The 26,278-nt window shown below is 62.9% G+C and carries 24 protein-coding genes; 6 read left to right on the top strand and 18 right to left on the bottom strand.

Annotated elements, in window-relative coordinates:
- Nucleotides 1-33: 33 nt before the first annotated feature.
- The 5 genes from F0311_RS08065 to F0311_RS08045 all read right to left on the bottom strand — a co-directional run bounded on the left by F0311_RS08065 (nucleotide 34) and on the right by F0311_RS08045 (nucleotide 5,574).
- On the bottom strand, nucleotides 34-990 hold the full coding sequence (locus F0311_RS08065) for a carbohydrate ABC transporter permease (RefSeq protein ID WP_150461426.1): 957 nt from the start codon (nucleotides 988-990) through the stop codon (nucleotides 34-36).
- Entirely contained in the window at nucleotides 984-2,024 is a 1,041-nt protein-coding gene (locus tag F0311_RS08060; protein WP_150461425.1) for an ABC transporter permease, read from the bottom strand. Before F0311_RS08060 ends, F0311_RS08065 begins: the two co-directional genes overlap by 7 nt.
- 93 nt (nucleotides 2,025-2,117) lie before the next feature.
- Entirely contained in the window at nucleotides 2,118-3,128 is a 1,011-nt protein-coding gene (locus tag F0311_RS08055; protein ID WP_150461424.1) for a sugar phosphate isomerase/epimerase family protein, read from the bottom strand.
- On the bottom strand, nucleotides 3,119-4,393 hold the full coding sequence (locus tag F0311_RS08050; protein WP_150461423.1) for a DUF993 family protein: 1,275 nt from the start codon (nucleotides 4,391-4,393) through the stop codon (nucleotides 3,119-3,121). The genes F0311_RS08055 and F0311_RS08050 overlap by 10 nt, the downstream gene beginning before the upstream one ends.
- Nucleotides 4,390-5,574, bottom strand: a complete 1,185-nt coding sequence (locus F0311_RS08045; RefSeq protein ID WP_150461422.1) for a Gfo/Idh/MocA family protein — start codon at nucleotides 5,572-5,574, stop codon at nucleotides 4,390-4,392. The genes F0311_RS08050 and F0311_RS08045 overlap by 4 nt, the downstream gene beginning before the upstream one ends.
- A gap of 136 nt (nucleotides 5,575-5,710) precedes the next feature.
- On the opposite strand from F0311_RS08045, the gene F0311_RS08040 reads away from it, so the two are divergent.
- Together F0311_RS08040 and F0311_RS08035 are read left to right on the top strand one after the other, a co-directional pair.
- Nucleotides 5,711-6,355 (top strand): pentapeptide repeat-containing protein, encoded by a 645-nt coding sequence (locus F0311_RS08040; RefSeq protein ID WP_150461421.1) that lies wholly within the window; start codon nucleotides 5,711-5,713, stop codon nucleotides 6,353-6,355.
- Between the two features lie 55 nt (nucleotides 6,356-6,410).
- Nucleotides 6,411-7,331 carry a polysaccharide deacetylase family protein gene (locus F0311_RS08035; RefSeq protein WP_191089816.1) on the top strand — a complete coding sequence of 307 codons (921 nt, stop codon included), beginning with the start codon at nucleotides 6,411-6,413 and terminating at the stop codon, nucleotides 7,329-7,331.
- On the opposite strand, the gene F0311_RS08030 is transcribed toward F0311_RS08035, so the two are convergent.
- The 10 genes from F0311_RS08030 to glnT form a co-directional block, all read right to left on the bottom strand.
- A complete protein-coding gene (locus F0311_RS08030; protein WP_150461419.1) occupies nucleotides 7,328-8,053 on the bottom strand; it encodes a TetR/AcrR family transcriptional regulator in 726 nt (241 codons plus the stop codon). The two genes, F0311_RS08035 and F0311_RS08030, sit on opposite strands and share 4 nt — an antisense overlap.
- A 72-nt stretch (nucleotides 8,054-8,125) precedes the next feature.
- Nucleotides 8,126-9,112, bottom strand: coding sequence for an ABC transporter substrate-binding protein (locus F0311_RS08025; RefSeq protein WP_150461418.1), 987 nt, complete (start codon nucleotides 9,110-9,112; stop codon nucleotides 8,126-8,128).
- Nucleotides 9,113-9,144: 32 nt separating this feature from the next.
- A complete protein-coding gene (locus F0311_RS08020; RefSeq protein WP_223881211.1) occupies nucleotides 9,145-9,912 on the bottom strand; it encodes an ABC transporter ATP-binding protein in 768 nt (255 codons plus the stop codon).
- 211 nt (nucleotides 9,913-10,123) lie between these two features.
- Nucleotides 10,124-10,930, bottom strand: a complete 807-nt coding sequence (locus tag F0311_RS08015) for an ABC transporter permease (RefSeq protein WP_150461416.1) — start codon at nucleotides 10,928-10,930, stop codon at nucleotides 10,124-10,126.
- A complete protein-coding gene (locus F0311_RS08010; RefSeq protein WP_150461415.1) occupies nucleotides 10,930-11,745 on the bottom strand; it encodes an ABC transporter permease in 816 nt (271 codons plus the stop codon). Before F0311_RS08010 ends, F0311_RS08015 begins: the two co-directional genes overlap by 1 nt.
- On the bottom strand, nucleotides 11,742-12,836 hold the full coding sequence (locus F0311_RS08005; RefSeq protein WP_191089815.1) for an FAD-dependent oxidoreductase: 1,095 nt from the start codon (nucleotides 12,834-12,836) through the stop codon (nucleotides 11,742-11,744). Before F0311_RS08005 ends, F0311_RS08010 begins: the two co-directional genes overlap by 4 nt.
- Nucleotides 12,836-13,738, bottom strand: coding sequence for an NAD(P)-dependent oxidoreductase (locus F0311_RS08000; protein WP_223881210.1), 903 nt, complete (start codon nucleotides 13,736-13,738; stop codon nucleotides 12,836-12,838). Before F0311_RS08000 ends, F0311_RS08005 begins: the two co-directional genes overlap by 1 nt.
- A gap of 42 nt (nucleotides 13,739-13,780) precedes the next feature.
- Nucleotides 13,781-14,815 (bottom strand): D-2-hydroxyacid dehydrogenase, encoded by a 1,035-nt coding sequence (locus F0311_RS07995; protein WP_150461414.1) that lies wholly within the window; start codon nucleotides 14,813-14,815, stop codon nucleotides 13,781-13,783.
- Nucleotides 14,816-14,846: 31 nt separating this feature from the next.
- Nucleotides 14,847-15,872 (bottom strand): alpha/beta fold hydrolase, encoded by a 1,026-nt coding sequence (locus F0311_RS07990; protein ID WP_150461413.1) that lies wholly within the window; start codon nucleotides 15,870-15,872, stop codon nucleotides 14,847-14,849.
- Between the two features lie 51 nt (nucleotides 15,873-15,923).
- A complete protein-coding gene (gene glnT / locus F0311_RS07985; protein WP_150461412.1) occupies nucleotides 15,924-17,279 on the bottom strand; it encodes a type III glutamate--ammonia ligase in 1,356 nt (451 codons plus the stop codon).
- Between the two features lie 294 nt (nucleotides 17,280-17,573).
- Here glnT and F0311_RS07980 point away from each other — a divergent pair, with 294 nt between their 5' ends.
- On the top strand, nucleotides 17,574-18,164 hold the full coding sequence (locus F0311_RS07980) for a small multi-drug export protein (protein ID WP_223881209.1): 591 nt from the start codon (nucleotides 17,574-17,576) through the stop codon (nucleotides 18,162-18,164).
- 91 nt (nucleotides 18,165-18,255) lie between these two features.
- Here the strand turns inward: F0311_RS07980 and F0311_RS07975 are convergent, their stop codons facing one another.
- Entirely contained in the window at nucleotides 18,256-19,332 is a 1,077-nt protein-coding gene (locus F0311_RS07975; RefSeq protein WP_150461411.1) for a hypothetical protein, read from the bottom strand.
- Nucleotides 19,333-19,390: 58 nt separating this feature from the next.
- Entirely contained in the window at nucleotides 19,391-20,461 is a 1,071-nt protein-coding gene (locus F0311_RS07970) for an LLM class flavin-dependent oxidoreductase (RefSeq protein ID WP_150461410.1), read from the bottom strand.
- 279 nt (nucleotides 20,462-20,740) lie between these two features.
- On the opposite strand from F0311_RS07970, the gene F0311_RS07965 reads away from it, so the two are divergent.
- Together F0311_RS07965 and clpB are read left to right on the top strand one after the other, a co-directional pair.
- A complete protein-coding gene (locus tag F0311_RS07965) occupies nucleotides 20,741-22,327 on the top strand; it encodes a hypothetical protein (protein WP_223881208.1) in 1,587 nt (528 codons plus the stop codon).
- 138 nt (nucleotides 22,328-22,465) lie between these two features.
- Entirely contained in the window at nucleotides 22,466-25,072 is a 2,607-nt protein-coding gene (gene clpB / locus F0311_RS07960) for an ATP-dependent chaperone ClpB (protein ID WP_150461409.1), read from the top strand.
- A gap of 171 nt (nucleotides 25,073-25,243) precedes the next feature.
- Here clpB and F0311_RS07955 read toward each other — a convergent pair whose 3' ends face one another.
- Complete coding sequence (locus F0311_RS07955; protein WP_150461408.1) at nucleotides 25,244-25,915, bottom strand: hypothetical protein; 672 nt, start codon at nucleotides 25,913-25,915, stop codon at nucleotides 25,244-25,246.
- 146 nt (nucleotides 25,916-26,061) lie between these two features.
- Between F0311_RS07955 and F0311_RS07950 the strand changes: the two genes are divergently transcribed.
- Complete coding sequence (locus F0311_RS07950) at nucleotides 26,062-26,247, top strand: DUF3073 domain-containing protein (RefSeq protein WP_150461407.1); 186 nt, start codon at nucleotides 26,062-26,064, stop codon at nucleotides 26,245-26,247.
- Nucleotides 26,248-26,278 lie beyond the last annotated feature (31 nt).

Below are 26,278 nucleotides of genomic sequence, written 5' to 3'. Positions count from 1 at the left end.
GTGGATTCATCAGGTGTGGGGGACGCTGTGCGCTTACTGCTTCACCGAACCCAGCATGATGCCGCGGACGAAGTACTTCTGCAGGAAGGGGTAGAGGCAGATGATGGGCAGGGTGGTCAGCAGCATGGTGACTGCCCGGACGTTGGCTGCGATCTGGGTGGATTCGCCGGGGTCTCCGCCGAGGTCTTGGGTGCCGGTAGCCCCTGCTAGCAGGTTGCGCAGGTAGACGGTGACGGGGTAGAGCTCGCGGCGGTCCAGGTAGAGGAAGGCCTGGAACCAGGAGTTCCAGAACTGCACCGCGTAGAAGAGCACCATGGTGGCGATCACCGCCTTGGAAAGCGGGATGACCACCCTCCAGAGAATGCCGTAGGTGGTCAGTCCGTCGATGGCGGCAGCTTCCTCCAGCTCGGTGGAGAAGTTCTCGAAGAAGGCCTTCATCACCAGCAGGTTGAAGATGCTGATCGCGTTGGGGATCACAATCGCCCAGATGGTGTTGGTCATCCCCAGCGAGTTGATCAGCACGTAGTTGGGGATCAGGCCGCCGTTGAAGAACATGGTGAAGACCGCAACCCCGATGAAGAAGGTCCGGCCCTTCAGGTGCTTCTTACTCAACGCATAGGCGAAGGTGGTGGTCAGGATCATCGCAATGACCGTGGCCACCACGGTGTAGATCACCGTGTTGGCGTAGTTGCGCCAGAACATCGGATCACTCATCACCACTTCAAAGGTGGTCAGGTTGAATCCGCGCGGGATGATATTGACCATCCCGGCCCGGATGTAGCCCTCCCCGGAGAAAGACTCGGCCACGATGTTCAAAAACGGGTAGAGGGTCACCGCGCAGACCAGGATGATCGCGATTCCGTTGAACACTCGGAACGCGGTGTAGGACGTGGAGTCCTTGATCTTGGTGGACCGGGTGGGACGGGTCTCGAATGCCACGTCCTTGTCCTTCTGCGGCTCGGTATCGGGTTCGGCTGCTGTGCTCACCATAGTGAGGTCCCCGTCATTCTGCGCGCGGCGTAGTTGGCGGAAAGGATCAGGATCAGGCCGATTAGCGCTTCGAACAGCCCGATCGCCGTACCGTAGGAGAACTGGCCCTGGCTGATGCCCATCCGATATACATAGGTGGCGATCACATCAGCGGTCTCCCGGTTGAGGTTGTTCTGCAGCAGCAGGACCTTCTCGAAGCCCACCGCCATGAAGGTGCCGATATTGAGCACCAGCAGCACCACCATGGTCGGCATGATCCCCGGGATAGTCACATGCCACATCTGCTTCCACCGGTTGGCTCCGTCGATCCGAGCGGCCTCGTAGAGCTGTGGATCGATGGTGGTCAGCGCAGCCAGATACAGGATGGTGCCCCAGCCCACGGTCTGCCACACCTCAGAGGTCACATAGATGGTGCGGAACCATTCGGGCAGCCCCATGAAGGGTATGGCGTCGCCGCCGAGACCAGTGATGATTTGGTTGACCGTGCCGTTGATGCTGGTCAGCTGGATCACCAGACCGGCCACGATCACAATCGACATGAAGTGCGGCAGGTAGCTGATCGACTGGGCGATTCGTTTGAACTTATTGGACCGCAGCTCGTTGAACATCAGCGCCAGGATGATCGGCAGCGGGAAACAGATTGCCAGGGTGAGGGTACCGAGGATCACCGTGTTCCAGAACACCCGCCAGAAGGTGGGGTCATTGATGAACATCTCGATGTAGTGCATCCCGACCCACTCATCACCGAAAATATTCGATCCCGGCCGGTAGCGGCGGAAAGCGATGACATTACCGGCCATCGGCAGGTACCGGAAGATCAGCAGGAAGACGACCGGCAGGATCAGCAGGCTGTAGAGCCGCCAGTCCTTCTTCAGGTGGTGCTTCCAGGTATCGGTGCGGTTGGTTCCCTGGTAGAGGTGCTTCTTTCGGGCTCGCTTGGGCTTCTTGGTGTCCTCATCGGGGTTTGTCAGCACCGCAGCCGGCGGGGTGCCCCGGGTCGGCTGCTGCCCGGGCGTCTGCGAGATCGCCGTCATACGCACGCCCCTCTCTTTATGATGTACATCACGGTAAACGTTTTCCTGAACTATAACTGTGTGTCAGATCACAGGTCAAGATGGGACTTCGATTTATGTCACATCGTGAGCCAAATGTGATGTTTTGTCGGCTGTGGTGGCTTCAGGCGCGGAGGCCGGTGTCCCTGCAGCCGGCTGAGAGCTGAGCGGGGTTTCCCCGCCGGCGGGAGTATTGAGGGTACGCAGATATGGGGCCACAGCACTTTGGAAGGCTGCAGCGGTCTGGTGGGCAGTCCGGCCCGGATCGGCCTCCCAGGTGGTCTGGTTGAACAGCTCCACCTCAACGTCCCCGGTGTATCCGGTGTTCTCCACCGCGCGGGTCATCGCAGCGAAGTCGATCACCCCATCGCCGGGCTGGTGGCGGGACAGTAGCACATCAGCCTCCAATGGGGTGCGCCAGTCGCATACCTGGTAGCTGGCAATTCGTCCGGCCGCCCCTGCTCGCCGAATCTGGGCTAGTGCCTGAGGGTCCCACCAAATATGAAAAGAATCCACGACGACGCCCACATGCTTACTCTCTGCCTCCTCAGCCAGGTCCAGTGCCTGTTCCAGCGTGGAGATCACCGCCCGGTCGGAGGCGTACATGGGATGCAGCGGCTCGATGGCCAGGGTCACTCCGGCCGCGGCGGCATCCGGTACCAGCTCGCACAGCCCCTGGAAGAACCGCTCACGCGCCGCATGGATCGTAGAACCGGGCAGAATCCCCCCGGCTACCAGCACCAGCACCGGGGCGGAGCCCTCAGCTCCGGCCTCGGCCAGCGCCGCGGTCTCGGCGATAGCCCGACGGTTCTCCACCAGCGAGGCGGCCAAGGCGTCTTCATCGGTCTCGGTGAGGAAGCCGCCGCGGCACAGGCTGGAGAATCGCAGGCCCGAATCTTTGAGCAGCTGGGCGGCCTTTTGCAGGCCCACATCGTTGACCGGTTCCCGCCACAGTCCGATCGACTGGTAACCGGCCTGCTTGATGATGGTGAGTGCCTGCTCCAAGTTCGCGTACTTAATGGTCGCCTGGTTCAGGGAAAGCCGAGGGTGGGGCGTCGTTGTTGTCTGTGTGGGGGTCAGTGCCATGAGGCGCCTCCGATACCGTGCAGGGCCAGCAGCTGGTGCCAGCGGGTGTGGGCAGTTTGCGGGCTCTCCAGGGCGCCGCAGTTGTTAGCCAGCTCCAGGATGCGGCTCAGATGCGGCAGGCTGCGGGCGGCGTGAAGGCCGGCGACCATGGCGGGACTGGCCTGGTGGCCGTTGAGCCAGGAGAGGAAGGCAACCCCTGTCTTGTAGTAGAAGGTGGGGGCGGCGAAGACCTGGCGGCTCAGCATCTGAGTGGGCAGCAGGATGTCGCGGTAGAGCTCCGGGTTTCCTGTGTCCAGTGCCTGCACCGCGGCGGAGGCACTGGGGGCCAGCACGCTGAAAGCGCCCAGCAGGGCGTCGGAGTACTGACCCTCTGCGTCTGGGGCGATGAGGTCCACATAATTGAAGTCATCCCCGGTGAACATGGTGGCTGACTGCGGCAGGCGGGCACGTACGGACCGCTCGGCGGCGGCGTCGAGCAGGCTCATCTTGACCCCGGCCACCCTGTCCGGGTGGGCGGAGATAATGTCGATCAGTGTGTCCGCGGCCTGAGTCCAGTCGGTGCTGCCGAAATAGCCGCGCAGCTGCGGGTCGAAGGCCTCACCCAGCCAGTGGATGATCACCGGGGTTTGGGCTCGGCTGAGCACCTGGGCGTAGACGTTCTGGTAGTCGGTGGCATCCTTGGCGGTCTTGGCCAGATGGCGGGAGGCCATCACCACCGGTACCGCCTGGTGGGTCTCAGCGAACTCCAGTTGGTCCAGGTAGGCGGCGGTGAGCTCCTGCAAGGACAGCTCTGCCTCGGTGCGGGCATCTGTGTTGACCCCTACCGCCACCGAGGCGCCCTTCTCGCGGGCGACTTCGGCGGAGCGGGCGATCAGCTCCCGGGTGGCTGCAGCGTCCAGGCCCATATTCCGCTGGGCAGTGTCCATGGCATCGGCCACGCCCAGCCCCCAGGAGTAGATCTGGGCCCGGTAGTCAAGGGTGGCCTCCCAGTCCAGCTGGGCTGGTTCGCCGGGCACCGTCTCGCTCAGCGGGTCGGGGATCACATGTGCGGCGGCGTAGAGGGTGCGGGAGGCCAGCGGTGCGCTGGGACGCTGGAAGGCCGGTGCGCTCAGCAGCGGGGCTGAGATCAGCTTCCGCTCCTGGCTGATCAGAGTCAGCTGCAGCCCGGTCTCAGTGCGGGCCGCCAGCGGGTTCTTCGGTACTGAGGTCCTGTGTGGCAGGGGAGTGGTGGGCGTCGTCGTACTCTGCTTTGCCTGTGTGCTCATCGGGGGCTCCTGGTGAGGGACTTGGCGTGCTCGGCGATGCTGACTTTGCGCCCCTGTTCTTGTGAGGCCAGGGCGGCCTCGGCCAGCAGCATCCCGGCGGCCCCGGAGCGGAAGTCGTAGCGGTGCTCGCCTACGCCCAGTACAGAGCGCAGGAACTCGATCCACTGCAGTTTGAAACCGTTCTCTGCCGGCTCATTCTGCGGGATTGGGGACCAGGTGGCGGAGTAGTCCAGCGGATCTGGGATGTCCGGGTTCCACACCGGCTTCGGGGTAGCGTTGCGCTCCTGGATCTTGGCGGAGAACAGGCCGACCACTGCGGAGCCCATGGTGCCGTCCACGTGGAACTCCACCAGCTCGTCGCGGTTGACCCGGGTGGTCCAGGAGGAGTTGAGCTGCACGATGGGGCCGTTCTCCAGCTCAAAGATGCCGTAGGCGGCGTCGTCGGCAGTGGCAGTATAGGTCTGGCCGGCCTCATCCACCCGGGTGGGGATGTGCGTGCGGGTGGTGGTGTAGACCGTGCTGATGGAGCCGAAGAGGTTCTCGATCACGTAGTTCCAGTGCGGGAACATATCGACGACGATCCCGCCGCCGTCCTCAGTGCGGTAGTTCCAGGAGGGGCGCTGCGCGGGCTGCCAGTCGCCCTCGAAGACCCAGTAGCCGAACTCGCCGCGGACTGAGAGGATCTCGCCGAAGAATCCGGAGTCGATGAGTCGGCGCAGCTTCAGCAGCCCGGGCAGGTAGAGCTTGTCATGGACCACGCCGTTGTGAATGCCGGCGGCCTCGGCCTCCTCGGCCAGAGCCAGCGCCTCGGTGTAGGACTCAGCAGTGGGCTTCTCGGTGTAGATGTGCTTACCGGCAGCGATCGCTTTGCGGATGGCCGGAACGCGCAGCTGGGTGATCAGCGCATCGAAGTAGACGGCGAACCCGTCTGCGTTGAGGGCTTCGTCCAGGTCGGTGGTCCAGCGGTCGATGCCATGGGTTTCGGCAACCTCTTTGAGCTTCTCGGGGCTGCGCCCCACCAGGTAGAGCTCGATGGGGCGGCGGCTGCCATCGGGCAATGGGACCCCGCCGGAGTCGCGGATGGCCAGCAGTGAGCGGACCAGATGCTGCCGGTAGCCCATGCGCCCGGTGGCGCCGTTGACGATGATGCCCAATGGCTGGGCGGTCTCGAGGTCGATCATGTCCCGATCCGTTCTGCGCCCCCTGGCGCGCCGTCGTTAGTGTCCACCTCCCGGTGATGTGGGTCACAGCATAGCGGGAAAACGTTTACCACCGCAAGTGGGGGAGTATCTCCGGGGTGAGCGGTACCGTGGCCCCATGAAATTGCCGCGGCTGAATCTGCACCGACCCCGTGATCTGACGCCTGTGACTGCTGAGCAGCTGATTCATGAAGCACATGCCGAAGGTGGGTATCTCGACTCGGTGGCGATCACCGGTCTCGAGCTGCGTGAAGCCACCCTGGTGGAGTGCGTGGCTGAAGGACTGGTGATCTCCGGGGCAGACCTCACAGGCCTGAGCGTCATTGAGTCCCACCTTGAGCGGCTCAACGCTCCGGAGCTGCACAGCCCACGGTGCACTTGGCGCGACACCTCCGTCTCCAGGTCACGGATCGGTGCTGCGGAGCTCTACGACGCCCAGTGGTCCGGTGTGCACATCACCGCCAGCAAACTGGACCTGATGAACCTGCGCGGGGCGCGGCTGACAGATGTGCTCTTCGAGTCCTGCCAGATCGGAGAGCTCGATCTCAGCAGTGCGCAGGCACGGAGGGCGCAGTTCAAGGACTGCAGCATCGGTGCGCTGACCCTCACTGGCACGGAGCTGACCGATGTTGACCTTCGCGGTGCTCAGTTTCACAGCATCACCGGCCTGGCGGGGCTGCGCGGTGCCACCATCTCGGGTCTTCAGCTTCAGGAGCTCGCCCCGCACCTAGCCGCCCAGGCCGGAATCGATGTAGGAGATTAAGGCCCGCGGGGTGTGCTGAGCGGGGTTCCCCAAACTGGCGCATAGGATGCCTCCTGTGCGGCACCTTCCCCTGTTTTTTCTCGCAGCCGTCTCTGCTCTAGCAGCCACGCTGGTGCTTCTGGGCGCCCCCGCCGCCTATACCCCGGCACCCGCGAAGCTGAGCCTCTCGCCCAGCACTCAGATCTGGCAGGAAACGGTCAATGACCGTACCCAATACCTCCGGACCAGCATTTCGGCCTATCCTTGGGCCGAGCAGCTGCGCCAGCGGACAGACAACGACGACGACCAGGAGGCTGGAGTGCCCGACCGCAGCGGATCTCCGCCCAGCGAACCGATCTTTATCCGCAATCCCTCTGGACCGGTGGACTGCTCTCAGATGCCCTGTGCGGCACTGACATTCGACGACGGGCCGGTTCCGCACACCCGGGAAGTGCTTGAAGCCCTAGCAGAGGTCGATGCCCGGGCCAGCTTCTTCATGACCGGGCAGATGGCGGTCAATTACCCGGAGATCGTCGCTGAGGTGGCGGACGCCGGGCATGAGGTGGGCAATCACGGCTGGAGCCATACCGATTTCACAGATCTCAGTGATGGTCAGCTGCGCTCGGAGCTGGACCGTACAGCTGATGCCATTGAGCAGGCCGCCGGAATCCGGCCCGGCATGGCCCGGCCGCCCTACGGCACCCTGGACTCCCGAGTCAGAGAAGTTTCAGGGCTGCCGCTGATCATCTGGGACACCGACTCCCGGGATTGGCAGCATAAGTCGGCCGCAAAGACCCGTGAGCGAGTGATGGACGGCGTCTCGCCTGGAGACATTGTGCTGCTGCACGATCTGGAGCGCTCCACGGCCGAGGCGGTGCCACTGATCCTCCAGGATCTGCTGGCAGAGGGGTATCACCTGGTGACCGTCAGTGAGATTCTCGGCCACCCGGGGGAACCCGGCCAGGTTTATCGCAAGGGGCAATCGCCGGGCAGCTAGGCATCGGCCTTTGCGGCGGAAGGCTGCATCTCTGCACTGAGCACCGAGCGGAATCCTGCGATCCCGGCCCGGGCGGACTCCTGAACCTGCTCCATCTGGAAAGGGTCCGCAAGAAAGGCCCTCAGCGAGATTTCTGCCGCAGTCTCCGCATAGCGGTGCATATCGTCCATGGTGCTCATCCGGGAATGGAACCGGTACTGACTTCCCTCGTTGAGGTTCAGAGCGACCTGGACGAAGTCCCCAGCGTCTCCGGCACGGAAGCTGCCCTCGCGCAACCCATCCTCGATGATCATTCGCAGTTTCTCGAAGAGTTCACCGTAGTCGTTGTGGAAGTCACTGAAGACATCGGGCTGCTGGGAGGCTGCTTCTTCCAGGTCGTAGAAGTTCAGCGGAGCGGAGCACATCTGCACCACATCCTGGTAGAGCACAATATAGAGCCGTACCGGGGCGGGTTCCTGACGCTCTGCCAGAGCTCTGGCCGCGGTCAAAGAGACCCGGTTTTGGTCCATGATAGCCCGCAGGATCTCGTCCTTGGACCGGAACCAGTAGTAGATGGAGGACTGCCGTAGCCCGGAGGCCTCCGCGATCTGGGTCATTCGGGTGGCGTTGAAGCCCTTCTCGGCGAAAAGCTCGGCTGCCGCGGTGATGATGCCTTCCCGTGGGTCGTCGGTAACAATGCCGCTTTGCCGAGGACGTCCTCCTGGAGTGACTGATGTGGCCATGCCATCGATCGTACCGATAGCACGAGACCGTCGTGGTGAGAGCGGCCTCGTGCTACCTGAAGCGGTGCAGAGTCAGTCGTTACCGGCGAAGAGAGCTTCGTAGTCCTCAGGTTCTTCGCTGAGGATGCCGTACTCCACAGCAGCCTCTGCGTAGTCCTGGAGGGTCTCCACTTCGTTGTCATTGGGGAACAACGGTAGGTTGACGTTGTCGATGTGCTCCGCATCGAAGCCCATTTCCTCGACGGCGACCTCGCGTATCAGGTCCGGGTTCGCCTCGGCGAAATCGTTGATCTCGGTCATAGCATCTTGGAAGGCTTCAACCACTTCTGGGTTCTCGCCGGCATAGGTCTCAGAGGTAGACCAGTAACCGCCGACCTGCTCCGGGAAGGATTGGGCACCGGGAGCGATCAGCCACTCGTAACCTGCGGCCAGGCCGGGGGCTAGGAAGGGCTCGGAGACCCAGATAGCGTCCACGTCACCACGCTCAAGGGCCTCGCCCATGTCAGGGAAAGGCAACTGAGTCCAGCTGAGGTCGGAGTGATTCAGGCCAAGGTTGTCGAAAGCCCGTCGGATGTGGACTTCACCGATGTTCTGCAGGGTGTTCACCGCGATATTGGCGCCTTCGAGGTCCTCCGGCTCCTCGAAACCGCTGTCGGGGAGTACGAGCAGGCCGTGGTCGTCTTCTTCAAACTCCCCATGCGGGGCCCAGGCGGGGTGGACCAGCTGAAGCGGCAGGCCTTCTTCGATGGCGGCCAGCTGGCTGACGGTGTTGGAGTAGCCGAACTGATACTCGTCGCTGAGCACGGCAGGGATGACGGCGGCGCCGCCGTCGGCGAAACTTATGTCGACGTCCAGCCCGTACTCCTCGAAGATGCCCTCAGATACCCCCAGGAAAAGTGGGGCACTGAGGATGCCGTTGAGGGTTCCGACGCTGACTTCGATGAGTTCACCGTCTTCACCGGGGGCGTCCTCATCGTCACCTCCGCAGGCGGCAAGGGCCAGAGCAGCGGCAGTGGCTACAGCTCCCAGCTTAAGGGAGCGGGTTGTGCGAGTGATCATTTTCTTTCCTTTTTCTTTGGGGTAAGGGGATTTCAGGCATCTGTAAGAGCCGCGGAATTCACCATTTCCCGGATGCGGCCGAAGACGTGGCCGCGCAGAGTGGCAAACTCGGGCAATGATTTGGTGGCGATCTGGTCGCGTGGGTATGGCAGCGGGATGTCGACTATTTCGTCGATCCTGCTGGGCGAACGAGAGACGATGGCCACCCGGTTGCTCAGATAGACGGATTCGTCGACATCGTGGGTAACGAATAGCACCGTGGTGCCGGTTTCTGCACGGATCCGCAGCAGGAGATCTTCAAGGTCCGCGCGGGTCTGGGCGTCCACCGAGGCGAAAGGCTCGTCCATGATGAGCACCTGGGGCCGGTAGGCGATGGCCCGGGCGATGGCTACCCGCTGCTGCATGCCTCCGGATAGCTGAAAGGGCTTCTTCTCCATAGCGTCGGCCAGGCCGACTTCTTCCAATGCGCTGGTGACACGCTTGCGGCGCTCCTGGGCTGAGATGCCGTTCTTCATCAGGGGAAGTTCTACGTTCTTGGCCACAGTGATCCACGGCATCAGGGAACGGGCATAGTCCTGGAAGACGACGGCGAACTCCCGGGGCGGACCACTGACCGGCACACCGTTAAAGGTCACGCTTCCCCCGGTGACCTCGTCGAGTCCGGCAACGCACCGCAGCAGGGTGGTCTTTCCTGCGCCGGAGGGGCCCACGATGGTGAAGAGCTCGCCTTCTTCCACGTGGAAGGACATTCCGCTGACGGCAGTGAACCCTCCTGACTTGGTCGGGTAGGTCTTCTCCATGTCGGAAACGATGAGCATTTTGTATCTCTCGGTAGATCGATTGTTGAGTGAGGGAGGATGAACGTTTTTGTGACTCGATGGATACACCACGGGAGCAATTTCCCGCATTTCAAGGTTGTATTGAAACAGTAGGACTGGTTGGTTTCGATGGATTATCGGATATGTTAAAGATAGGTTTCATGCCGAGCTGCGAACACCATCTCCGCGGTTCTTATTCGCGGTCGCGACGCGGGTCGGCCCAGCGCAGCAGCCGGCGTTCGATCAGTGAGTAGATGAAGGTCAGCAAAAATCCCAGAACCCCGAGGATCAGGATGCCGGACCACATCGTCAATATCTGAAAGGTTGCCTGGGCCTGGGTGATCACAAAGCCAAGACCTTGTTGGACTCCGACCATTTCGCTGGTCACCATGAGAATCAGGCTCAGTGGGATGGCAATCCTGATTCCCACCAGAATGCGAGGTAATACTGCAGGCAGCATGACATAGGTCTGGAACTTCCACCCAGTGATCTGAAAGGCCCGGGCAGAGGCGCTCAGGGTTTTGTCGATGCCGCGCGCCCCGTCGGCGGTACTGAGCAAGATCGGCCAGATACAGCCCAGCGCGATGAGGAAAATCTTCATCTGGTCACTGACCCCGAAGAGCATCAGAGCGAACGGGATCAGTGCCGTGGCCGGAATGGCGCGGGCGAACTCTAAGGTTGGCGAGACAGCCTGTTCCACAATGGCCAGTTGGCCAATGATGAGTCCGATGACCACTCCCAGGATGATGGCTAAGAAGAGTCCACCACTGAGAGTGCGGAGGCTGGCCAGGATATTGTTCACGCCCTCCGGAGTGGTCCAGTACTCCCAGGCGCGTTCGAGGATGACCTCCAAGGATGGGAAATAGGGGTTGTCACTCTCTCGGGAGATGAGGAACCAAGCGGCAACGGCAGTTGCAGCTCCGAGCGTCCCGAGGATCAGTCGGCCTTTTCTGGTCTTTGCGGCCGCGTTGAGCTTGGCTGTGGCGGTGAGGGTACTCATCACTTTCCTCCGCTTCCGTGGATGCTGGCCACCCGGGCTTCTACCTGACGGACTAGCCCGTTGAGCACGATGCCGGCGATGCCGCTCAGGGCGATGTAGGCGTACATCCGTGCAGGGTTGCCCGCGCTGCGGGACATGGTGATCTCATAGCCGAGTCCGGGCATCTGGATGATGATCTCCGCGGTGACAATGAGAATCAGGGTGGTGGAGGTGGCGAGCCGAATGGAGGTGACCAGGTAGGGCATCATGCTGGGCAGCTGTATGTACCGAATGCGCTGCCAGAGGGTGAAGTTATAGGATCTGGCGGTCTCCAGAGCCACCGGGTGGGCTGAGCGCACCCCAATGATGGCGGGGATGAGCACCTGCCAGAAGGCGGCAAAGACTGCAAGGAACAGCGCGGAGTCGGATCCGGTGCCTATAGTGAGCACCACTAGGGGGATCAGCGCCACAGAAGGCACCGGCCGCAGGAATTCGATGGTCGGACGCAGGAAGGCCTCCAACGGGACAATGAGCCCGAGCAGAATACCGACGGCGGTGCCAAGCACCACAGAGATGACCAGGGCTTGGATCCAAGTGGTCAGGGTGCCGAAGAGCGCATCCGGCAGGGCCGGGCTGCTGAACTCGTCGATGAAAGCCATAAATATTTTGCTGGCAGGGGGGAAGTAGTTCGAGGGCAACACATCGGTGCGGGTGAGCAGTTCCTGCAAGCCGATGAGGAATACGATGAACGCGGCAGGCAGTATAAAACGGCGCCCAACGGTAGCGGCCGCGCCGTGGCGACGTTTGGGTGCGGTAGGGGCAACAACGGCTGTCATGCTTCGAACTCCATGTACCGGTCTATCTGGAGATTGCTTCCTGCGCTGCGGTACTCATCCCGGGTCTTCTCCCAGCTGAAGTGCAGCCGGGAATACTCGACCATGGTGTGGGCCTCGTGCATCCGTTGGGCCTCGAACGCTTTCAGGGCTTCGGGGACACTGTCGTGGGCATCGAGCTGCTCAGCAAGGACTTGACCGTCAATGAGTGCCTGGTTGGCCCCCTGGGCCATACCGGGGTACATCGGGTGGGCGGAGTCCCCGAGAAGAATCACACGCCCGTCGGCCCAGCTGTTCAGATGGTTCTTGTAGTGGGCAAGCTCCCGGCCGATGATGGTCTCGGGTTCGCTGACGTCGATGATGGTCGGCACCGGGGTTTCGGCCCAGGTGCTGTAGACGCTGTAGAACTCATCGAAGGTGGAGAGCCCGCCGAGGCTGCCATACCAGTAAGCGTGGGTGGCGTCGATGGGAATCCACCCAAAGTGCCCGTTGGGTCCGTAGACATCGGCTTGGACATCTGGGGGGACGTCGGCCTTGGCGGTTTCGAAGACCCCGCGCCAGCGGGTGATCCCGTCCTCGGTGAATTCAGGGACTCCGCCGAGCATGTGGTTACGGATCTTGGAACCGACACCGTCGGCACCCAGCAGCAGATCGCCGGTGGCCGAGCCGCCATTGGCAAAGTACACCGTGACGGAGTCCTCGTTCTGCTCATAGGATTCCACAGCAGTGTTGAAGCGGATTTCTTCGTAGCCGAGGGCCTCGGCGAGCATGGTGTTGAGGCGGCGGCGGCGCGCTCCTGTGATAGGGGCACCCAGTTGCTCGGACCAGTCGCTGACATCGATGTCTGAGGTCATAGTGCCATCACTGTCCAGGGCCCACCAGCGGTTCATGGCTGCGGCGAAGGAGAGGAACTCCTCGCCCAGACCCAGGCCTTTCAAGACCCGGACACCGTTGGGCCAGATGTTGAGGCCGACCCCGGCAGTGCGCAGTTCGGAGTCCTTCTCGAATAGCTTGACCTCCCAACCATGCTTTCTCAGGTGCAGGGCGGAGGAAAGGCCGGCGACGCCGCCTCCACATATCAGTGCTGAGCGCATCAGAGGGCCCCTTCTTTGACCGGAGTGGCCGCGCCGGAGAGCCGCTCAATGGCTTTAATAAGGGCACTATGGTCTTCTCCGCCGTCGCCGGCTGAGCGCAATGCCTGGACGAGTTGGGTGATGATCCCGGTGAGCGGTACAGCGATTTTGGCGTGCTCGGCTGCGGCCAGGGCGATCCTCAGGTCCTTGTAATGCAGGTCAAGCCGGAACCCAGGGGCGAAGTCGCGCTCGAGCATCTTCGGCGCTTTGACCTCCAGTACACGGCTTGCGGCTAGCCCACCGTTGAGCACCCCGAGGGCAGAATCGATGTCCACCTCCGTGCGTTGCAGCAAGGACAGGGCCTCTCCGACTATGGCGATGTTTCCAGCCACCAGCATCTGGTTGGCGGCTTTGACGAGCTGACCGGAGCCGACGGGCCCCACATGGGCCATCGCGCCGGCAAAGGCGTTGAGCACCTCCTCGGCCCGTGTGACGGCCTCAACCTCACCGCCCATCATGATGGCCAGCTTCCCTGAGACCGCACCGATCTCTCCGCCGCTGACCGGGGCGTCAACGAACTGTATTCCAGTCGCAGCCAGCTGCCCCCCGATGGCGGCAGCGGCCTCCGGGGAGATCGTGCTGCAGTCGATGAGCAGAGAGCCCGGCTTCAGCGTGGAGATCAGCCCGCCGTCCTCGAAGAGGACGGCTTCGACGTCAGGGGAATCCGGCAGCATGGTGATCACGACGTCGGAGACCTGCCCGACCTCGCCAGTGCTTGCCGCTCCGGTGGCACCTTTGGCGATGAGCTCCTGCGCTTTGGCGCTGGTGCGGTTGTACACAATCAGCTCGTGCCCGGCGTCCACCAAGTGTCCGGCCATGGGCTTGCCCATAACGCCGAGTCCGATAAATCCGACCTTCATCATCTCTTACTCCTTGGGGGTCGTGATGGTCTGGTGCGCGGACGCTTAGTAGCCGCGAGTGGGGTCAACGACGTTGCGGAGTTCCTTGCCTGCCACGAGCCGCTGGAGGTTGTCTACGAAGATGTCGACCTGCCGGTCGCCCAGCAGTTGGGAGGCGTGGGAGTCGTGAGGGAAGACCTGGGCTCCGGGGGCCTCCCAGAGCGGGTCGTCGGCGGGCAGCGGCTCGGTGATGTGGCAGTCGATGAGCGCGCCGCTGAGATGTCCGCCGTACAGCGCGTTGACCAGGGCCTCAGAGTCATGGACAGCACCACGGGAAACATTGGCCACCCAGCCGCTGGGTTTCATGGCGGCCAGCGCATCGGCGTCGACCAGCCCGTTGGTTTCTGGGGTCAGCGGGCAGGCGATGATGAGGTAGTCGGAGACGGCGAGCGCCTCGTGCAGCTGACTGGTGGTGCGGATCTCATCGAAACCGTCCACCTGGTTGCCGCGTCGGTTGATGCCAATGGTCCTGATGCCCAGGGCCTGTGCGATCCGGGCGGTGGCGGTGCCGATGTTTCCGGTGCCGAGCACGGACATCACGGAGCCGTCGAGTTCGCGGGCGGGCAGTTCCTGCCATTCCTTGGCTTCCTGGTGCGCCCAGCGCTGGCGCAGCATCTTAGCCTCGGCGAGGATTCCGGCCATCACCGTTTCGGCGATGGCGTGGGCGGCGACTCCCCCAGCATTGGCCAGGACCACGCCCTGGGGCATGATGTCGACCAGATGCTCGGCCCCGGCGCTCATGGACTGCAGCAGTTTCAGGTCCGGGTTGAAAAGTTGCTGCAGCCCGGGCATCTTCAAGATTCCCTGTTCGCCTTCGATGCCTTTTTTGGAGCCGCTGGTCTCGACCATAATGGCGTGCGGGGGCCGTTCGGGGCCTTTTCCGGCGTGCAGCTGGGACACCGGGATGTGCTCGAGCCAGACGTCCTCGGCCACGGCGGTGATGCGCTGCTTCTGCTGCTCGGTGAGCCAGATGCCTTCATCGGTGTCCGGGGCGCCTTGGACGGCTTTGGGGAGTCCGGCGACAACAACGTTGAGTGACATGCGGGTGGGCTCCTCAGGGTGTAGTGGTCAGTCAGATGGTCGTGGCGGTCATCAGGTTCTGCAGGCAGGCTTCGACTTGACGGTTCTCCTGCTGGCGGATGCCAGGTCGGCCGGCGATATGGCCCAGTGGGGAGTCAAGTTTGCGCAGCTGCCCGGCGGTGAGGTGGGCAGCCTCGGCCTGATTCTCCCGCAGGGTGAAATAGGTGTCAGTGGTCGAGGGCATCAGCACTGTGGGTGCCTGGATGCTGCTCAGGGCGGGGCCGAGCCCGCCGCGGCCGGCGCCGAGATCGGCGGCGCGCCACATCCGGAGGCTGGCCATGAGGTCATGGGCGTTGTGCTCCTGGTGCGCCTGCCCCCAGGAAGCGAGGACGTCGGCGAGATCCTGGTATCCCAGTTCACGGTAGATTCCGGTGGCGTAGAACTCCTCGGAGTAGGCCCAGCCTGCGTAGATCCGGCCGAAAGCATCGAGTCCGGCCTCCGGGGCAGCTCCGTGTGGGCCGGTGGCGTACCGGGGGTCGGCTTGCAGGGCTGCGGCGAGCCCGTCGAGGAACACCTGGTTGGTCTCGGCGCAACGGGCGGCGGTGCAGCTGGCGAAGACCGCGGCCACGGCTTCGGGGTAGCGGATGGCAAACTCCAGGGACTGCATGCCCCCGAGGGACCATCCGGCGGCCAGGCGCAGCCGCTGTACTCCGTGGCCCTCCAGCAACTGCTTGGTGGCCCGGACGGTATCGGCGATCCCCACCTCAGGGAACTCCCCTGTCACCGGGGTGTTCGACGGCGAACTGGAGACCCCGTTGCCGAAGTGGTTGACCGCCAAGATGCAGTGCAGACCGGGGTCCAGGATCCGCCCGGGGCCGAACCAGGGGGAGTAGCTGAGGTCGGTGCCGGTGTAGTAGCTGAAGAGCACCACGCAGTTGTCCCGGGCGGGGCTGAGCTGGCCGTAGACCCGGTAACGCAACCGGGCCTCGGGCAGCCGCTGGCCGGAGACCAGACCGAAGTCCTCGAGCAGGAGCGTCTCCAGCTCGGGGACCCCGGGACGGGACTGCGGGTGGCTCATATTCAGTCTCCTGATCGGCGTTGAGGTGCGTGCTGGCGGTGTGGTTCTGGTTCAGTAGAACTTCAGATAACGGTCGCGTTCCCAGTCGGTGACAGCCGTCTGGTAGGACTCCCACTCGCTGCGCTTGTACTCGATAAAGGCCTTCCAGAAGTCCTTGCCGCAGATCTCCCGGGTGAAGGGGTCGTCTTCGAAAGCGTCGATAGCGTCACCGAGAGTGCGCGGCAACAGGCTCAGGCCGCGCCTGTCATAGTCGGCGGGGTCCACTTCATAGAGGTTCTCAGTGTGAAAATGCTGCAGCTCGGCCTTTTCCCGGATTCCTTCCAGCCCGGCAGCCAGCAGCAGTGCGGCAGCCAGGTGGGGGTTTGCAGCGGAGTCCACCGCACGGCATTCCACCCGTCCTCCGCCGAGTGGAATGCGCAGCATATTGGTGCGGTTGTTATTGCCGCAGCTGGCAAAGATCGGAGCCCAGGTGGAGCCGGACATACTCCCCTGACGGACCAGTCGCTTGTAACTGTTGACCGTGGGGGCAATGACTGCGCAGATGGCAGCAGCGTGACGGAGGATCCCGGCAGCAAAGTGATAGCCGAGTTCACTAAGGCCCGCGTGGCGGGGGTCATCGTCTGAGTCGAAGAGGTTGAGTCCGGATTCCAGGTCCGCCAAAGACATGTTGAAGTGGGCGCCAGAGCCGGTACGATCTGCGAATGGCTTAGGCATGAAGGTGGCGTAGGCACCGTGCTTCCGGGCCACTTCGCTGGCCATGGTACGGAAGATGACCACCCGGTCGGCCATGGTCATGCCGTCGGCATAGGCAAAGTCGATCTCGAACTGGCTTTGAGCGTCCTCATGGTCGAAGGAGTAGACGTCCCAGCCGAGGGTGTTCATGTGGTCGACCAGTTCCTGGAGCCAGCCGAAATTGTCCATGAGAGCCGGCACGGTATAGCAGGGCTTGTCCAAGGTGTCCCTGTCACTGACATTGTCCATGCCGGTCTCGCCGTCTTTCAGGACAAAGAACTCGGTCTCCACCCCGAGGTTGAAGGTGAAGCCTAGTTCGGCGGCAGCCTTAATCTGGCGGCCGAGAATATTGCGAGTGGAGGCCTCAAATTCCTCTCCAGCCACGTAGAGATTGGAGAGGAAGAGAGCGACGTCGTCGCGGTAAGGAAGGACCACACCACGCTCCAGATCGGGGCGTGCGGAGAGTTCCTCGTCACTGACATCCTGCGGGAGGCCGTCTAAGGCTGCGCCGGTGAAGAGTTCGGAACCATTCGCCATCTGCACGAAGTGATCAATGGGCACCGTCTTTCCCTTGAGGTTCCCATGGAGGTCGGTGTAGCCGGCGATGGCGAAGCGTACCCCTTGCTCCTTGAGCTGGCGCTCCAGCAGCTCAGCTTTCGAGTCTTCTGATGTCACCTTTTTCCTTCCATGATTAGTTTCTACTATGTATCGAAACCTTAGGATGTCGATATTTCTGACTCTTAACCAAGGTGTTACAGCAAGATTTCATAAGGTATAGAATGTTTATCCTTCACGATCTCGTGCGCCATGCGTTCATGCTCACCTTCTCTTCCGGGGGAACCCGGCCAGGTGTATCGCAAGGGGCAATCGCCGGGCAGCTGTCCCTGACTCGTCAGTCTTGAGGATGGTGCGCCAAGATAAGCCCTGGGGGTGACGTTTCAGACACGTTCATCCGGAAGACTTATCCGCATGATCGAGACACTGACTGCACTCAACGAATCTGCACAGACCATAGCTCTGGCCGGCGGCGCCGAGACGGATCCCACGGAAATCGTCTTTCCGGAGGACTCCTTCTGGGGCCGGCTGCGCAGCTGGACCGAATCCCTTCCCGAAGCCCTGCAGTGGCTGGGCATCATCGCCATCTCCGCCATTCCCTTTGTGGAGTCGTTCTTCGGGGCTTTCATCGGCATCATCGCCGGGATGCCGCTCTGGGCCGCCCTGGCCGCCGCAGTGGTCGGCAATATGCTGGCCCTGGCCATTGTGGTCTACGGGGCACACTGGATCCGCACCGCGGTGCTGAAACGGCAGAAGCCCAAGGAGATGAGCGAGGGCCAGCGCAAACGCCGGGAGAAGGCCAAGCGGCTCTTCGACAAATTCGGCATCCCCGGGGTCTCCCTGTTGGGCCCGCTGGCGCTGCCCAGTCAGATCACCGCACCGCTGATGGTCAGCTTCGGCGCCAATCGGCACCTGGTGATGCTCTGGATGTTCGTCTCTGTAGTGGTCTGGGGCGCCGGCTTTGCCCTCCTCGGTATCGGATTCCTCAACCTGATCAGCGGTTAGTGGGGGAGTGCGACGCACGCACAGGCCGCAAACACCTCAGAAGATCTCAAGCAAGCTTGGGTCTTCACTCGGTTGAATCGGGCCATCGCGGCTAAGAAGGGTAGCGCTGGAGTTCGCGGGAGCCCTGGGTGAGGTTGCGCAGGTCGGCGTCGTCGTCAAAATTGGAGCCTATGGCGCCGGCCACCGTCCCCATGGAGGCTGAAAGCCAGGCGATATCGGCATAGTTGGCAAAACTGGCCTCCTCTCCGATGGTCTCAGTCATGAACTCAGGGTCGATCAGCAGCAGCCCGGCACCGAGGATCGCCGTGAACAGGCCCAGGTAGAGCAGCCCCACGCTGACGGCCAGACTGGTCAGAGTGGAGGCGTTGTACATGAAAGCCTCACGCTTGCCGCCCACCGTATGAGAACGGTCCCAGAGCCGGTTGGAGACAATCAGCCACAGCACCAGTACGACGACGGCAGCCACCGTCACTGCCCCCAGCCGCCAGGACGGCAGAAACGTGGCCATCTCCCAGATGGTGGTGAAGAAAATGCCGAACGCCCCGGTGGCCGCAGCCGCGGAGAACATCTTGGAGAGTTTGCGTAGCGAGCGCAGCGGCTCATTGGCCGCGACCATGCCCAGGGTCATCCACAGCCGCCCCGGGAAGGGCTCACGCGGTGTGATGTAGACCGTCTCGCGGCCCTGCTGGTCCATGACCCGGGAGCCGAAGCCTCCCTGCACCCGGCCGATCAGGTTCTGCCCCTGGGCTGCTGCCTTCTCCGGCGGGTGCTCGGCTTCCTCAACTGAATCGTGGGTCAGCGCCTTGACCGCGCGCGCCAGTTCCCGGCACAGTGAGCGATGGATGGCCGCCGGTCCCAGAGACGGCAGGGAGATCACCCCCAGCCGGTCAGCAAAGTGCAGCTCCAAAGTCTTAGGCCGGCGCTTTGCCATCCGAGGGATCTCAGTGACGATGATGGTCAGCTCCGCCTCATCCTTCTGGGCCCAGGCCAGGGCTTCATCCAAATCCAGGGTGGCATCGCTGCGCAGCGGGATCAGCGCCTCATGATGGGTGATCGAAGCACCCTGCGCCCAGCTCTGGTCAGGATGTCCCAGGATTCGTCGTAGGAACATGGAGGTCCGCCCCGGATCCGAGTAGATCGCGATGCTGAGGCCCTCAGTGTCAGACATGTCCTCCACTGTAGGTATCCGGACTATGAGAAACCTGAAGTCAGGGGTGCTACAGATCTCAGCCCTGAAGCTGCTGGAGCACCAAGGGCTTGACCTTGGTGCCATAGAGTTCGATGGCCTCCATCATGTGCTCATGAGCCAGAGAGCCGTTCCCGTACTTGAGGCCGAAGCGGCTGATGTCGAGCTGGTTCTTGGTCTTGACGATCTTGGCCGCCACGGTCTGCGGAGAGCCCACGAACAGCGCGCCGTGAGTGATCTCCTGCTGGAACTGCTCGAAGCTGGGGACCCCGCTGCCCCAGCCGCGCTCGGCACCGATCTTGGCCATAGACTCCGCCCAGGAGGGATAGAAGACCTCCTGGGCGCGCTCATCAGTCTCAGCCACGAATCCGTGCGAGTGGCTGGCCACACGCAGATTCTCAGGCTGGCCGAACTCAGCCAGGGCACGCCGGTAGAGCTCTACGAAAGGTGCGAACCGCCCCGGGGCCCCACCGATGATCGCCAACTCCAGGCCCACTCCATGCCGGGCCGCACGGACCACGGAGTTGGGAGTGCCGCCCACCGCAATCCAGGTGGGCAGCCCGTACTCATGGTCAGTCTTGGGAAAGATCTCCTGATCCTTCAACCCCGCACGGGTCTGTCCCTCCCAGGTGATCTTTTCCTCACTGCGCAGCTTGACGAACAGGTCCACCTTCTCCTCAAAGAGCTGCTCGTAGTCAGACAGGTCGTAGCCGAACAGGGGATAGGACTCGATGAAGCTGCCCCGGCCCAGGCTGACCTCGGCGCGCCCGCCGGTGAGCCCATCGATGGTGGCGAAGCGCTGGTAGACCCGTACCGGATCATCGGAGCTGAGCACAGTGACCGCTGAGATGAGCTTGATCCGGTTAGTGGCCGCCCCCACTGCGGCCAGCACCACATCTGGCGCTGAGACAGCATAGTCAGGCCGGTGGTGCTCACCGATGCCGACCACGTCGATTCCCACCTGGTCAGCCAGAGTGGCTTCGGCCAGCACATTGCGCAGCACCTCGGGCTGGGAGAGCTCCCGTTCTCCATCCGGGGTCTTGGTGACATCGCCGAAGGTGTGGATACCGAACTCGAAACTCTCGCTGTACCGCTCTGTGCTGATGCTCATGGATGGGGCTCTCCTGCTGCCGGCGACTTTTCAGCAGTACCAACGGTGACGGCGTCGTCATCATTCCTTCAAATTTGTAGGTTCTCTCCGTAGTTGTAGCTCTACCACTGCTGGCAGAAGATCTTCTCCTGGTCGGATCCCTCTCTACTTGGGACCCCTCTCCATCTCTGTCCCATCACCACAAGGGGTCGGCCGCTCTGATGAGCTGGCCTGTGAAAGACTGACGCCAGCGCGAGAAAGCGCAAAGCCCCACGCTCAGCCGACTCCCAGGAGACAGCGATGCCTCCTCGTAATCAGTTTGCCGTGGTGAACGGCGGCCACTCCAATGCCGCCGAGGCAGCCGCATGGTTCGGATGGCGCCGTATGTGGCCGCTGGCGGGCCTTTCAGCCGCTGTGGTGATACTGGCAGCATCGGGAATATTGCCACAGTGGCCAGGCATGGTGCACTTGGTAGCCCTGCCACCCCTGGATCTCTTCACGGACTTGCGGCTCATCATTGCCTATGCCCCCTCATGGCCAGTGGCGGCAGGTGCGCTGGGCTTGGCCCTGATGGTGCGTATCAGCCTATTGGCCTACCTGGTAGGTGGGCTCACATGGGTCAATCTTGGCCGGGCCGCGCGGTTGTACGGGGTGCTCAGCATCCCCACCACCATCGCCGCGGTCGTGGTGACGGCTGCCTCTACTCTGCCGAATTCGCGGCTTTTCTGGATAGGAATCGGCGTGCTGGCCGTTACTGCGGTTCTCGGTTCTGCCCTGGCCTGGCCGCGCCGCCTGCGTATTCGCTCCGCCTTCAGGCAGAACTGGCGAGACGGTCTGCGGCTGGAGATTGTGCTGAGTTATTTCGTCGTCGTGGTGGGTATCAGTGCCCTGGCCCAGAGTGCTGATTTTTTGACCCTCTGGCTCGTTCCGGTCTCTGCGACGGCTGCTGCTCTGGCGCTGTGGGGGCTGAGCCGGCCGCCGGTGTCTCGCCCCGGGGTGCTGCTTGCCACAGTCGCGGCGGTGGTAGTGGTGGGAGCTGCGGCGCTGATGTGGCCGCGGTGGAGCGAGGAAGGAGCCCAAGAGCCCCCGCCACGTGCAGGATCTCTCATGATCATGGGCGGCATCGTCAGCTCTTCAGGCGGTGGGACCATCGTGGAGATCCGACCGGAGAGGTTGGGCTATTCCTGTGCGCAGGTGTACTACTTCTCCTACGCCGGGGCCGGAGACGGGCAACCCCAGGGAAACGCGGTCTGCCCGATCACCACGGGGGCGCCTTATGAGTCAGAACATACCCAGCAGCCCCTGGACAATCAGGTGGCTTCCTTTGCCGCGCAGACCGAAGACCTACCGCGACCCTTGGTGGTGGCAGGGCATTCCCACGCCATTTGGGTGGCTTGGGAAGCGCTTGCGGCAGGCAAAGCAGATATTGATGTCCTGGTGATGGTCGGATCTTTGCCGGACAGCCCCACCGGTTACCCGCCCCCGGGGGAGAACGGCACGGGCCGGGTGCTGGCGGACCTGCTGCGGCTGGCCGTACCCTTGGGAGAACTCGCAGATTTTGAATTCGACCCGGTGTCTCCAGCGGCGCTGGAGCTGCAGGCCACGCCGAACTCCACGCGAGAGATCCTCGAGCAACAGCTGCCCGCGGAGGTGCAGACCCTCAGTGTGATGACAGCCGGGGATCTTGCCCTGATGCCTGGCGGGTGGGAGCTCAACGTCGACCGGAACGTCTGCCCTGTCCGTTCCGCGCACCCCAATCTGCCGCTTTCTGATGCCTTCACCGAAGAGTTCATCCGGTTCCTCGAGGGGCAGCCCGGACGAGATTGTCCGATCTGGCGCGACTGGGGTGCGGTCCTCGCGCTGCCATTCGGCGCTCCACCCACCTGAGCTCGCACCGGCACGGGCAGCCTCAGTTTGAATGAATCTGGTCCGGCTGAGGAATAACGACGCCGGCTGCAAAGTTGAGTACGATTGACTCAAGTTTTCTTCTACATGCTGAGTGAACGGAAAGGGGCCGCGAAGGCCATGGACATCAAGCTCACCACCAAGTCTCAAGAGGCTGTCAGTGCGGCTGCTATGAACGCCAACACTGCCGGGAATCCGCAGATTGAGCCCGCGCATATCCTCAAGGCGCTCATGGACACCCGTGAATCAGTGGCCGTGGCCGCCCTGAAAGCTGCCGGGGCAGAGCCTGAGGCCGTCTCCACCCGCGCTTCCGCGGCCATCAAGGATCTTCCCAGCTCATCCGGGTCCTCAGTGGCCAACGCCCAGTTCTCCCGCAACGGGCTGACGGTGATGAGGAACGCCCAGTCTGAGGCCGAACGGATGGGCGACGAATACGTCTCCACTGAGCACCTGCTGCTGGGCATCGCTGCGATCAGCGATCCCGCCGCCGCTGCGCTGACTGACCACGGCGCTGATGTCAAGGCCTTGCGAGCCGCGGTGGAGTCAGTCCGTCAGGGCCGCAAGGTCACCAACCCGGACCCCGAGGGCACCTTTGAAGCCCTGGCCAAGTTCGGCACCGATCTCACCGAGCTTGCCAAAGAGGGCAAGCTGGATCCGGTGATCGGCCGAGATGCTGAAATCCGCCGTGTGGTGCAGGTGCTCTCCCGGCGCACCAAGAACAACCCGGTGCTCATCGGTGAGCCCGGTGTGGGCAAGACCGCCGTGGTGGAGGGGCTGGCCCAGCGGATCGAGGCCGGGGATGTGCCCAATGCGCTGAAGAACAAGCGGCTGATCTCCCTGGACCTAGGGGCGATGGTGGCCGGCTCCAAGTACCGCGGTGAGTTCGAGGAGCGGCTGAAGGCCGTACTCGATGAGATCAAAGCCTCTGAGGGCGAGATCATCAGCTTCATCGATGAGGTGCACACCGTAGTCGGTGCCGGCGGATCCTCCGACGGGTCCATGGATGCCGGAAACATGCTCAAGCCCATGCTGGCTCGCGGCGAGCTGCGGTTGATCGGTGCCACCACACTGGATGAGTACCGCGAGAACATCGAGACCGATGCCGCTCTGGAGCGCCGCTTCCAGCAGGTCTACGTGGGTGAGCCCTCCGTGGAGGACACCGTAGCGATTCTGCGCGGCATCAAGGAGAAGTATCAGGCTCATCATGGCGTGGAGATCTCCGATGCCGCTCTGGTAGCCGCCGCCGAGCTCTCCGACCGCTACATCACCGGGCGGCAGCTGCCGGATAAGGCCATCGACCTCGTCGATGAGGCCGCCTCTCGGCTGAAGATGGAGATCGACTCCGATCCGGTGGAGATCGACGAGCTGCGCCGGGCAGTGGACCGGCTTCAGGCCGAGCGGACCTGGCTGGCTCAAGAGACTGACCCCGCCTCCAAGGAACGCTTGGCAGCCCTGGATGAGGAGCTGGCCAATAAGCGCGAGGAGCTTGACGAGCTCAACGCCCGTTGGGAGCGCGAGCAGGGTGCCCACAACCGTGCCGCCGAGCTGCACCGCAAGCTCGATGAGCTGAAGTCTGCCGCCGAACGGGCTGAGCGTGAAGGTGACTTTGCCGAGGTCGGCCGGCTGCGCTACGGCGAGATCCCGCAGGCCGAACAGGCTCTGGCCGAGGCTGAGGCACAGGAGGCTGGCGCTGACCAGGAAGATCGCATGGTCTCCGAGAAGGTGGACGCCGACGCCATCGCTGAGGTCATCTCAGCCTGGACCGGCATCCCCACTGGCCGCCTGATGCAGGGCGAGACTGAGAAGCTGCTGGCCATGGAGGAACTCATCGGCTCCCGGCTGATCGGCCAGACCAAGGCCGTCACCGCAGTCTCCGACGCCGTCCGCCGCGCTCGGACGGGGGTGGCCGATCCCGACCGGCCCACCGGGTCCTTCCTGTTCCTGGGGCCCACCGGTGTGGGCAAGACCGAGCTGGCCAAGGCACTGGCCGAGTTCCTCTTCGACGATGAGCGCTCGATGATCCGCATCGACATGTCCGAGTACTCCGAGAAGCACTCAGTGGCCCGGCTGGTCGGCGCCCCGCCCGGCTATGTGGGCCATGAGGAGGGCGGCCAGCTCACCGAGGCAGTACGACGGCGCCCCTATTCCGTGGTGCTGCTCGACGAGGTGGAGAAGGCCCACCCGGAAGTCTTCGACATCCTGCTCCAGGTGCTCGACGACGGCCGGCTCACCGATGGGCAGGGCCGCACGGTGGACTTCCGCAATGTGGTGCTGATCCTCACCTCTAACCTGGGCAGCCAGTTCCTGGTGGACCAGGAGAAGGATGACCGGGCCAAGCGCGAGGCAGTCATGGGTGTGGTCAACGCCAGTTTCAAGCCTGAGTTCCTCAACCGGCTGGATGACATCGTAATGTTTGACCCGCTGTCCATGGACCAGCTGACCTCCATCGTGGACCTGCAGATCCGCGCCCTGGCCGAGCGGCTCTCCGGGCGTCGGCTGACCCTGGAGGTCACCGAGGCCGCCAAGGAATGGCTGGCGCTGACCGGCTACGACCCCGCCTACGGCGCCCGGCCGCTGCGCCGGCTGGTGCAGCGCGAGATCGGCGACCAGCTGGCCAAGGAACTGCTTGCCGGAGAGATCACCGACGGCGACGCCGTACAGGTGGACCATGAGAAGCTCTCCCTCGATGAGGATGCCGTGCACGGCCTGACCGTGCAGAAGCGTTGATGTTGAGCGGGCTGGATGCTCCTTCGCCAGAACCCTCCCGCCCGCGCTCGTTTCCGGCTTCGCCGGAAGACTCACACAGTGGTGCCTGAACTCGCAGGCCCGCGCGTATCTTCGATTCGGGTGGGCCCCTCAGGGAGAGTCCTTCCGGGTTTCGGCTACGACCCAGTCCGCTTAGTCCTCATCCTCGTCGTCCTGTTCGTCGACGATCTCTACCTCGTCCGCATCCTCGGGATCATCGCCTGAGGTGTCCAGGAAGTCCCCGCGGAGGCTGCCGCCATCAGTACGGATGAGGAAACAGGAGACGAGCCGGTCGTCGTCGTTGTTCCAGGTGGACTCGGTGGGGTACCAGATTTCGCGCTGCAGCTCAGCACCCAGCGATTCGATGGCAGAGCTGCTCAGCTCGATCTCCTCACAGCGCAGATTGGCGTTGTGGGAGACCACGTCGTCACCGGGGTAGGCGCCGTCGGTGACTTCGTCCTCAAGCTCATCCTGCAGCAGCACCTGGACGTCGTAGCTGCGCTCGCAGTCCATCACATCGGCAGCAGTGTCCTCGTCGATGTACCCGGAGAGGCACCAGCCGGCCTCCCAGTCCTCCGGCGGCACCCCGCGGGCATGCACGCCGTCGGCCGGGTCCTCCACCCAGGTCCACTCGATAGGCTCCTCTTCCTCTTCGCGGCCCAGGAACCACCAGAGCAGAATTACTGTGATGACCACCACAAGAATTCCGAGGATCAGGAAGGGGATTGCGTTCAGCCGGAACCCGGTGTCCCCGGCAGCTTCGCGGCGAGCCCGCCGTGACAAGGGCTGTTGCGAACCCTGGCTGGCCTGCGGTGACTCGCTCATTGCCGTATGGACCTCCCCGTTCAGTGCGACGCTTAGGTGGGCTTCATGTTAACCTAGAGAGCACCAACCACTTCATCCAAGAGTCAAGCCCGCGATGAATGTTCATCACGAGGCTATTTCGAGACGACGTTAAGGGGGTCCCGCTCATGGGGCGTGGCCGTCAGAAGGCGAAAGCGACGAAGCAGGCGCGGGAGATCAAGTACTACACCCCGAACACTGATCTGTCCGCATTGGAGCGCGAGCTCGCCGCTGCCCGGGGAGAGAACCCCGATTCCGACAATAATGCCGACCAGGACCACGATGACTGGCACCAAGACGCTGATGAGGACTGAGTCAGCGGTGGGTGCTCTCCACTGGCTCAGG

The organism is Nesterenkonia ebinurensis (assembly GCF_008711175.1).
In the GTDB taxonomy this organism is placed as follows: Bacteria; Actinomycetota; Actinomycetes; order Actinomycetales; family Micrococcaceae; genus Nesterenkonia; species Nesterenkonia ebinurensis.
Note: the sequence above shows the minus strand (reverse complement) of the source record. Positions and strands in the feature narration are given on the sequence as shown.

Bases quoted from the DNA above. Each gene is read 5' to 3' on its own strand.
- F0311_RS08065 (WP_150461426.1), bottom strand. From the start codon at position 990: ATGGTGAGCACAGCAGCCGAACCCGATACCGAGCCGCAGAAGGACAAG.
- F0311_RS08060 (WP_150461425.1), bottom strand. From the start codon at position 2,024: ATGACGGCGATCTCGCAGACGCCCGGGCAGCAGCCGACCCGGGGCACC.
- F0311_RS08055 (WP_150461424.1), bottom strand. From the start codon at position 3,128: ATGGCACTGACCCCCACACAGACAACAACGACGCCCCACCCTCGGCTT.
- F0311_RS08050 (WP_150461423.1), bottom strand. From the start codon at position 4,393: ATGAGCACACAGGCAAAGCAGAGTACGACGACGCCCACCACTCCCCTG.
- F0311_RS08045 (WP_150461422.1), bottom strand. From the start codon at position 5,574: ATGATCGACCTCGAGACCGCCCAGCCATTGGGCATCATCGTCAACGGC.
- F0311_RS08040 (WP_150461421.1), top strand. From the start codon at position 5,711: ATGAAATTGCCGCGGCTGAATCTGCACCGACCCCGTGATCTGACGCCT.
- F0311_RS08030 (WP_150461419.1), bottom strand. From the start codon at position 8,053: ATGGCCACATCAGTCACTCCAGGAGGACGTCCTCGGCAAAGCGGCATT.
- F0311_RS08025 (WP_150461418.1), bottom strand. From the start codon at position 9,112: ATGATCACTCGCACAACCCGCTCCCTTAAGCTGGGAGCTGTAGCCACT.
- F0311_RS08020 (WP_223881211.1), bottom strand. From the start codon at position 9,912: ATGGAGAAGACCTACCCGACCAAGTCAGGAGGGTTCACTGCCGTCAGC.
- F0311_RS08015 (WP_150461416.1), bottom strand. From the start codon at position 10,930: ATGAGTACCCTCACCGCCACAGCCAAGCTCAACGCGGCCGCAAAGACC.
- F0311_RS08010 (WP_150461415.1), bottom strand. From the start codon at position 11,745: ATGACAGCCGTTGTTGCCCCTACCGCACCCAAACGTCGCCACGGCGCG.
- F0311_RS08005 (WP_191089815.1), bottom strand. From the start codon at position 12,836: ATGCGCTCAGCACTGATATGTGGAGGCGGCGTCGCCGGCCTTTCCTCC.
- F0311_RS08000 (WP_223881210.1), bottom strand. From the start codon at position 13,738: ATGATGAAGGTCGGATTTATCGGACTCGGCGTTATGGGCAAGCCCATG.
- F0311_RS07995 (WP_150461414.1), bottom strand. From the start codon at position 14,815: ATGTCACTCAACGTTGTTGTCGCCGGACTCCCCAAAGCCGTCCAAGGC.
- F0311_RS07990 (WP_150461413.1), bottom strand. From the start codon at position 15,872: ATGAGCCACCCGCAGTCCCGTCCCGGGGTCCCCGAGCTGGAGACGCTC.
- F0311_RS07980 (WP_223881209.1), top strand. From the start codon at position 17,574: ATGATCGAGACACTGACTGCACTCAACGAATCTGCACAGACCATAGCT.
- F0311_RS07975 (WP_150461411.1), bottom strand. From the start codon at position 19,332: ATGTCTGACACTGAGGGCCTCAGCATCGCGATCTACTCGGATCCGGGG.
- F0311_RS07970 (WP_150461410.1), bottom strand. From the start codon at position 20,461: ATGAGCATCAGCACAGAGCGGTACAGCGAGAGTTTCGAGTTCGGTATC.
- F0311_RS07965 (WP_223881208.1), top strand. From the start codon at position 20,741: ATGCCTCCTCGTAATCAGTTTGCCGTGGTGAACGGCGGCCACTCCAAT.
- clpB (WP_150461409.1), top strand. From the start codon at position 22,466: ATGGACATCAAGCTCACCACCAAGTCTCAAGAGGCTGTCAGTGCGGCT.
- F0311_RS07955 (WP_150461408.1), bottom strand. From the start codon at position 25,915: ATGAGCGAGTCACCGCAGGCCAGCCAGGGTTCGCAACAGCCCTTGTCA.
- F0311_RS07950 (WP_150461407.1), top strand. From the start codon at position 26,062: ATGGGGCGTGGCCGTCAGAAGGCGAAAGCGACGAAGCAGGCGCGGGAG.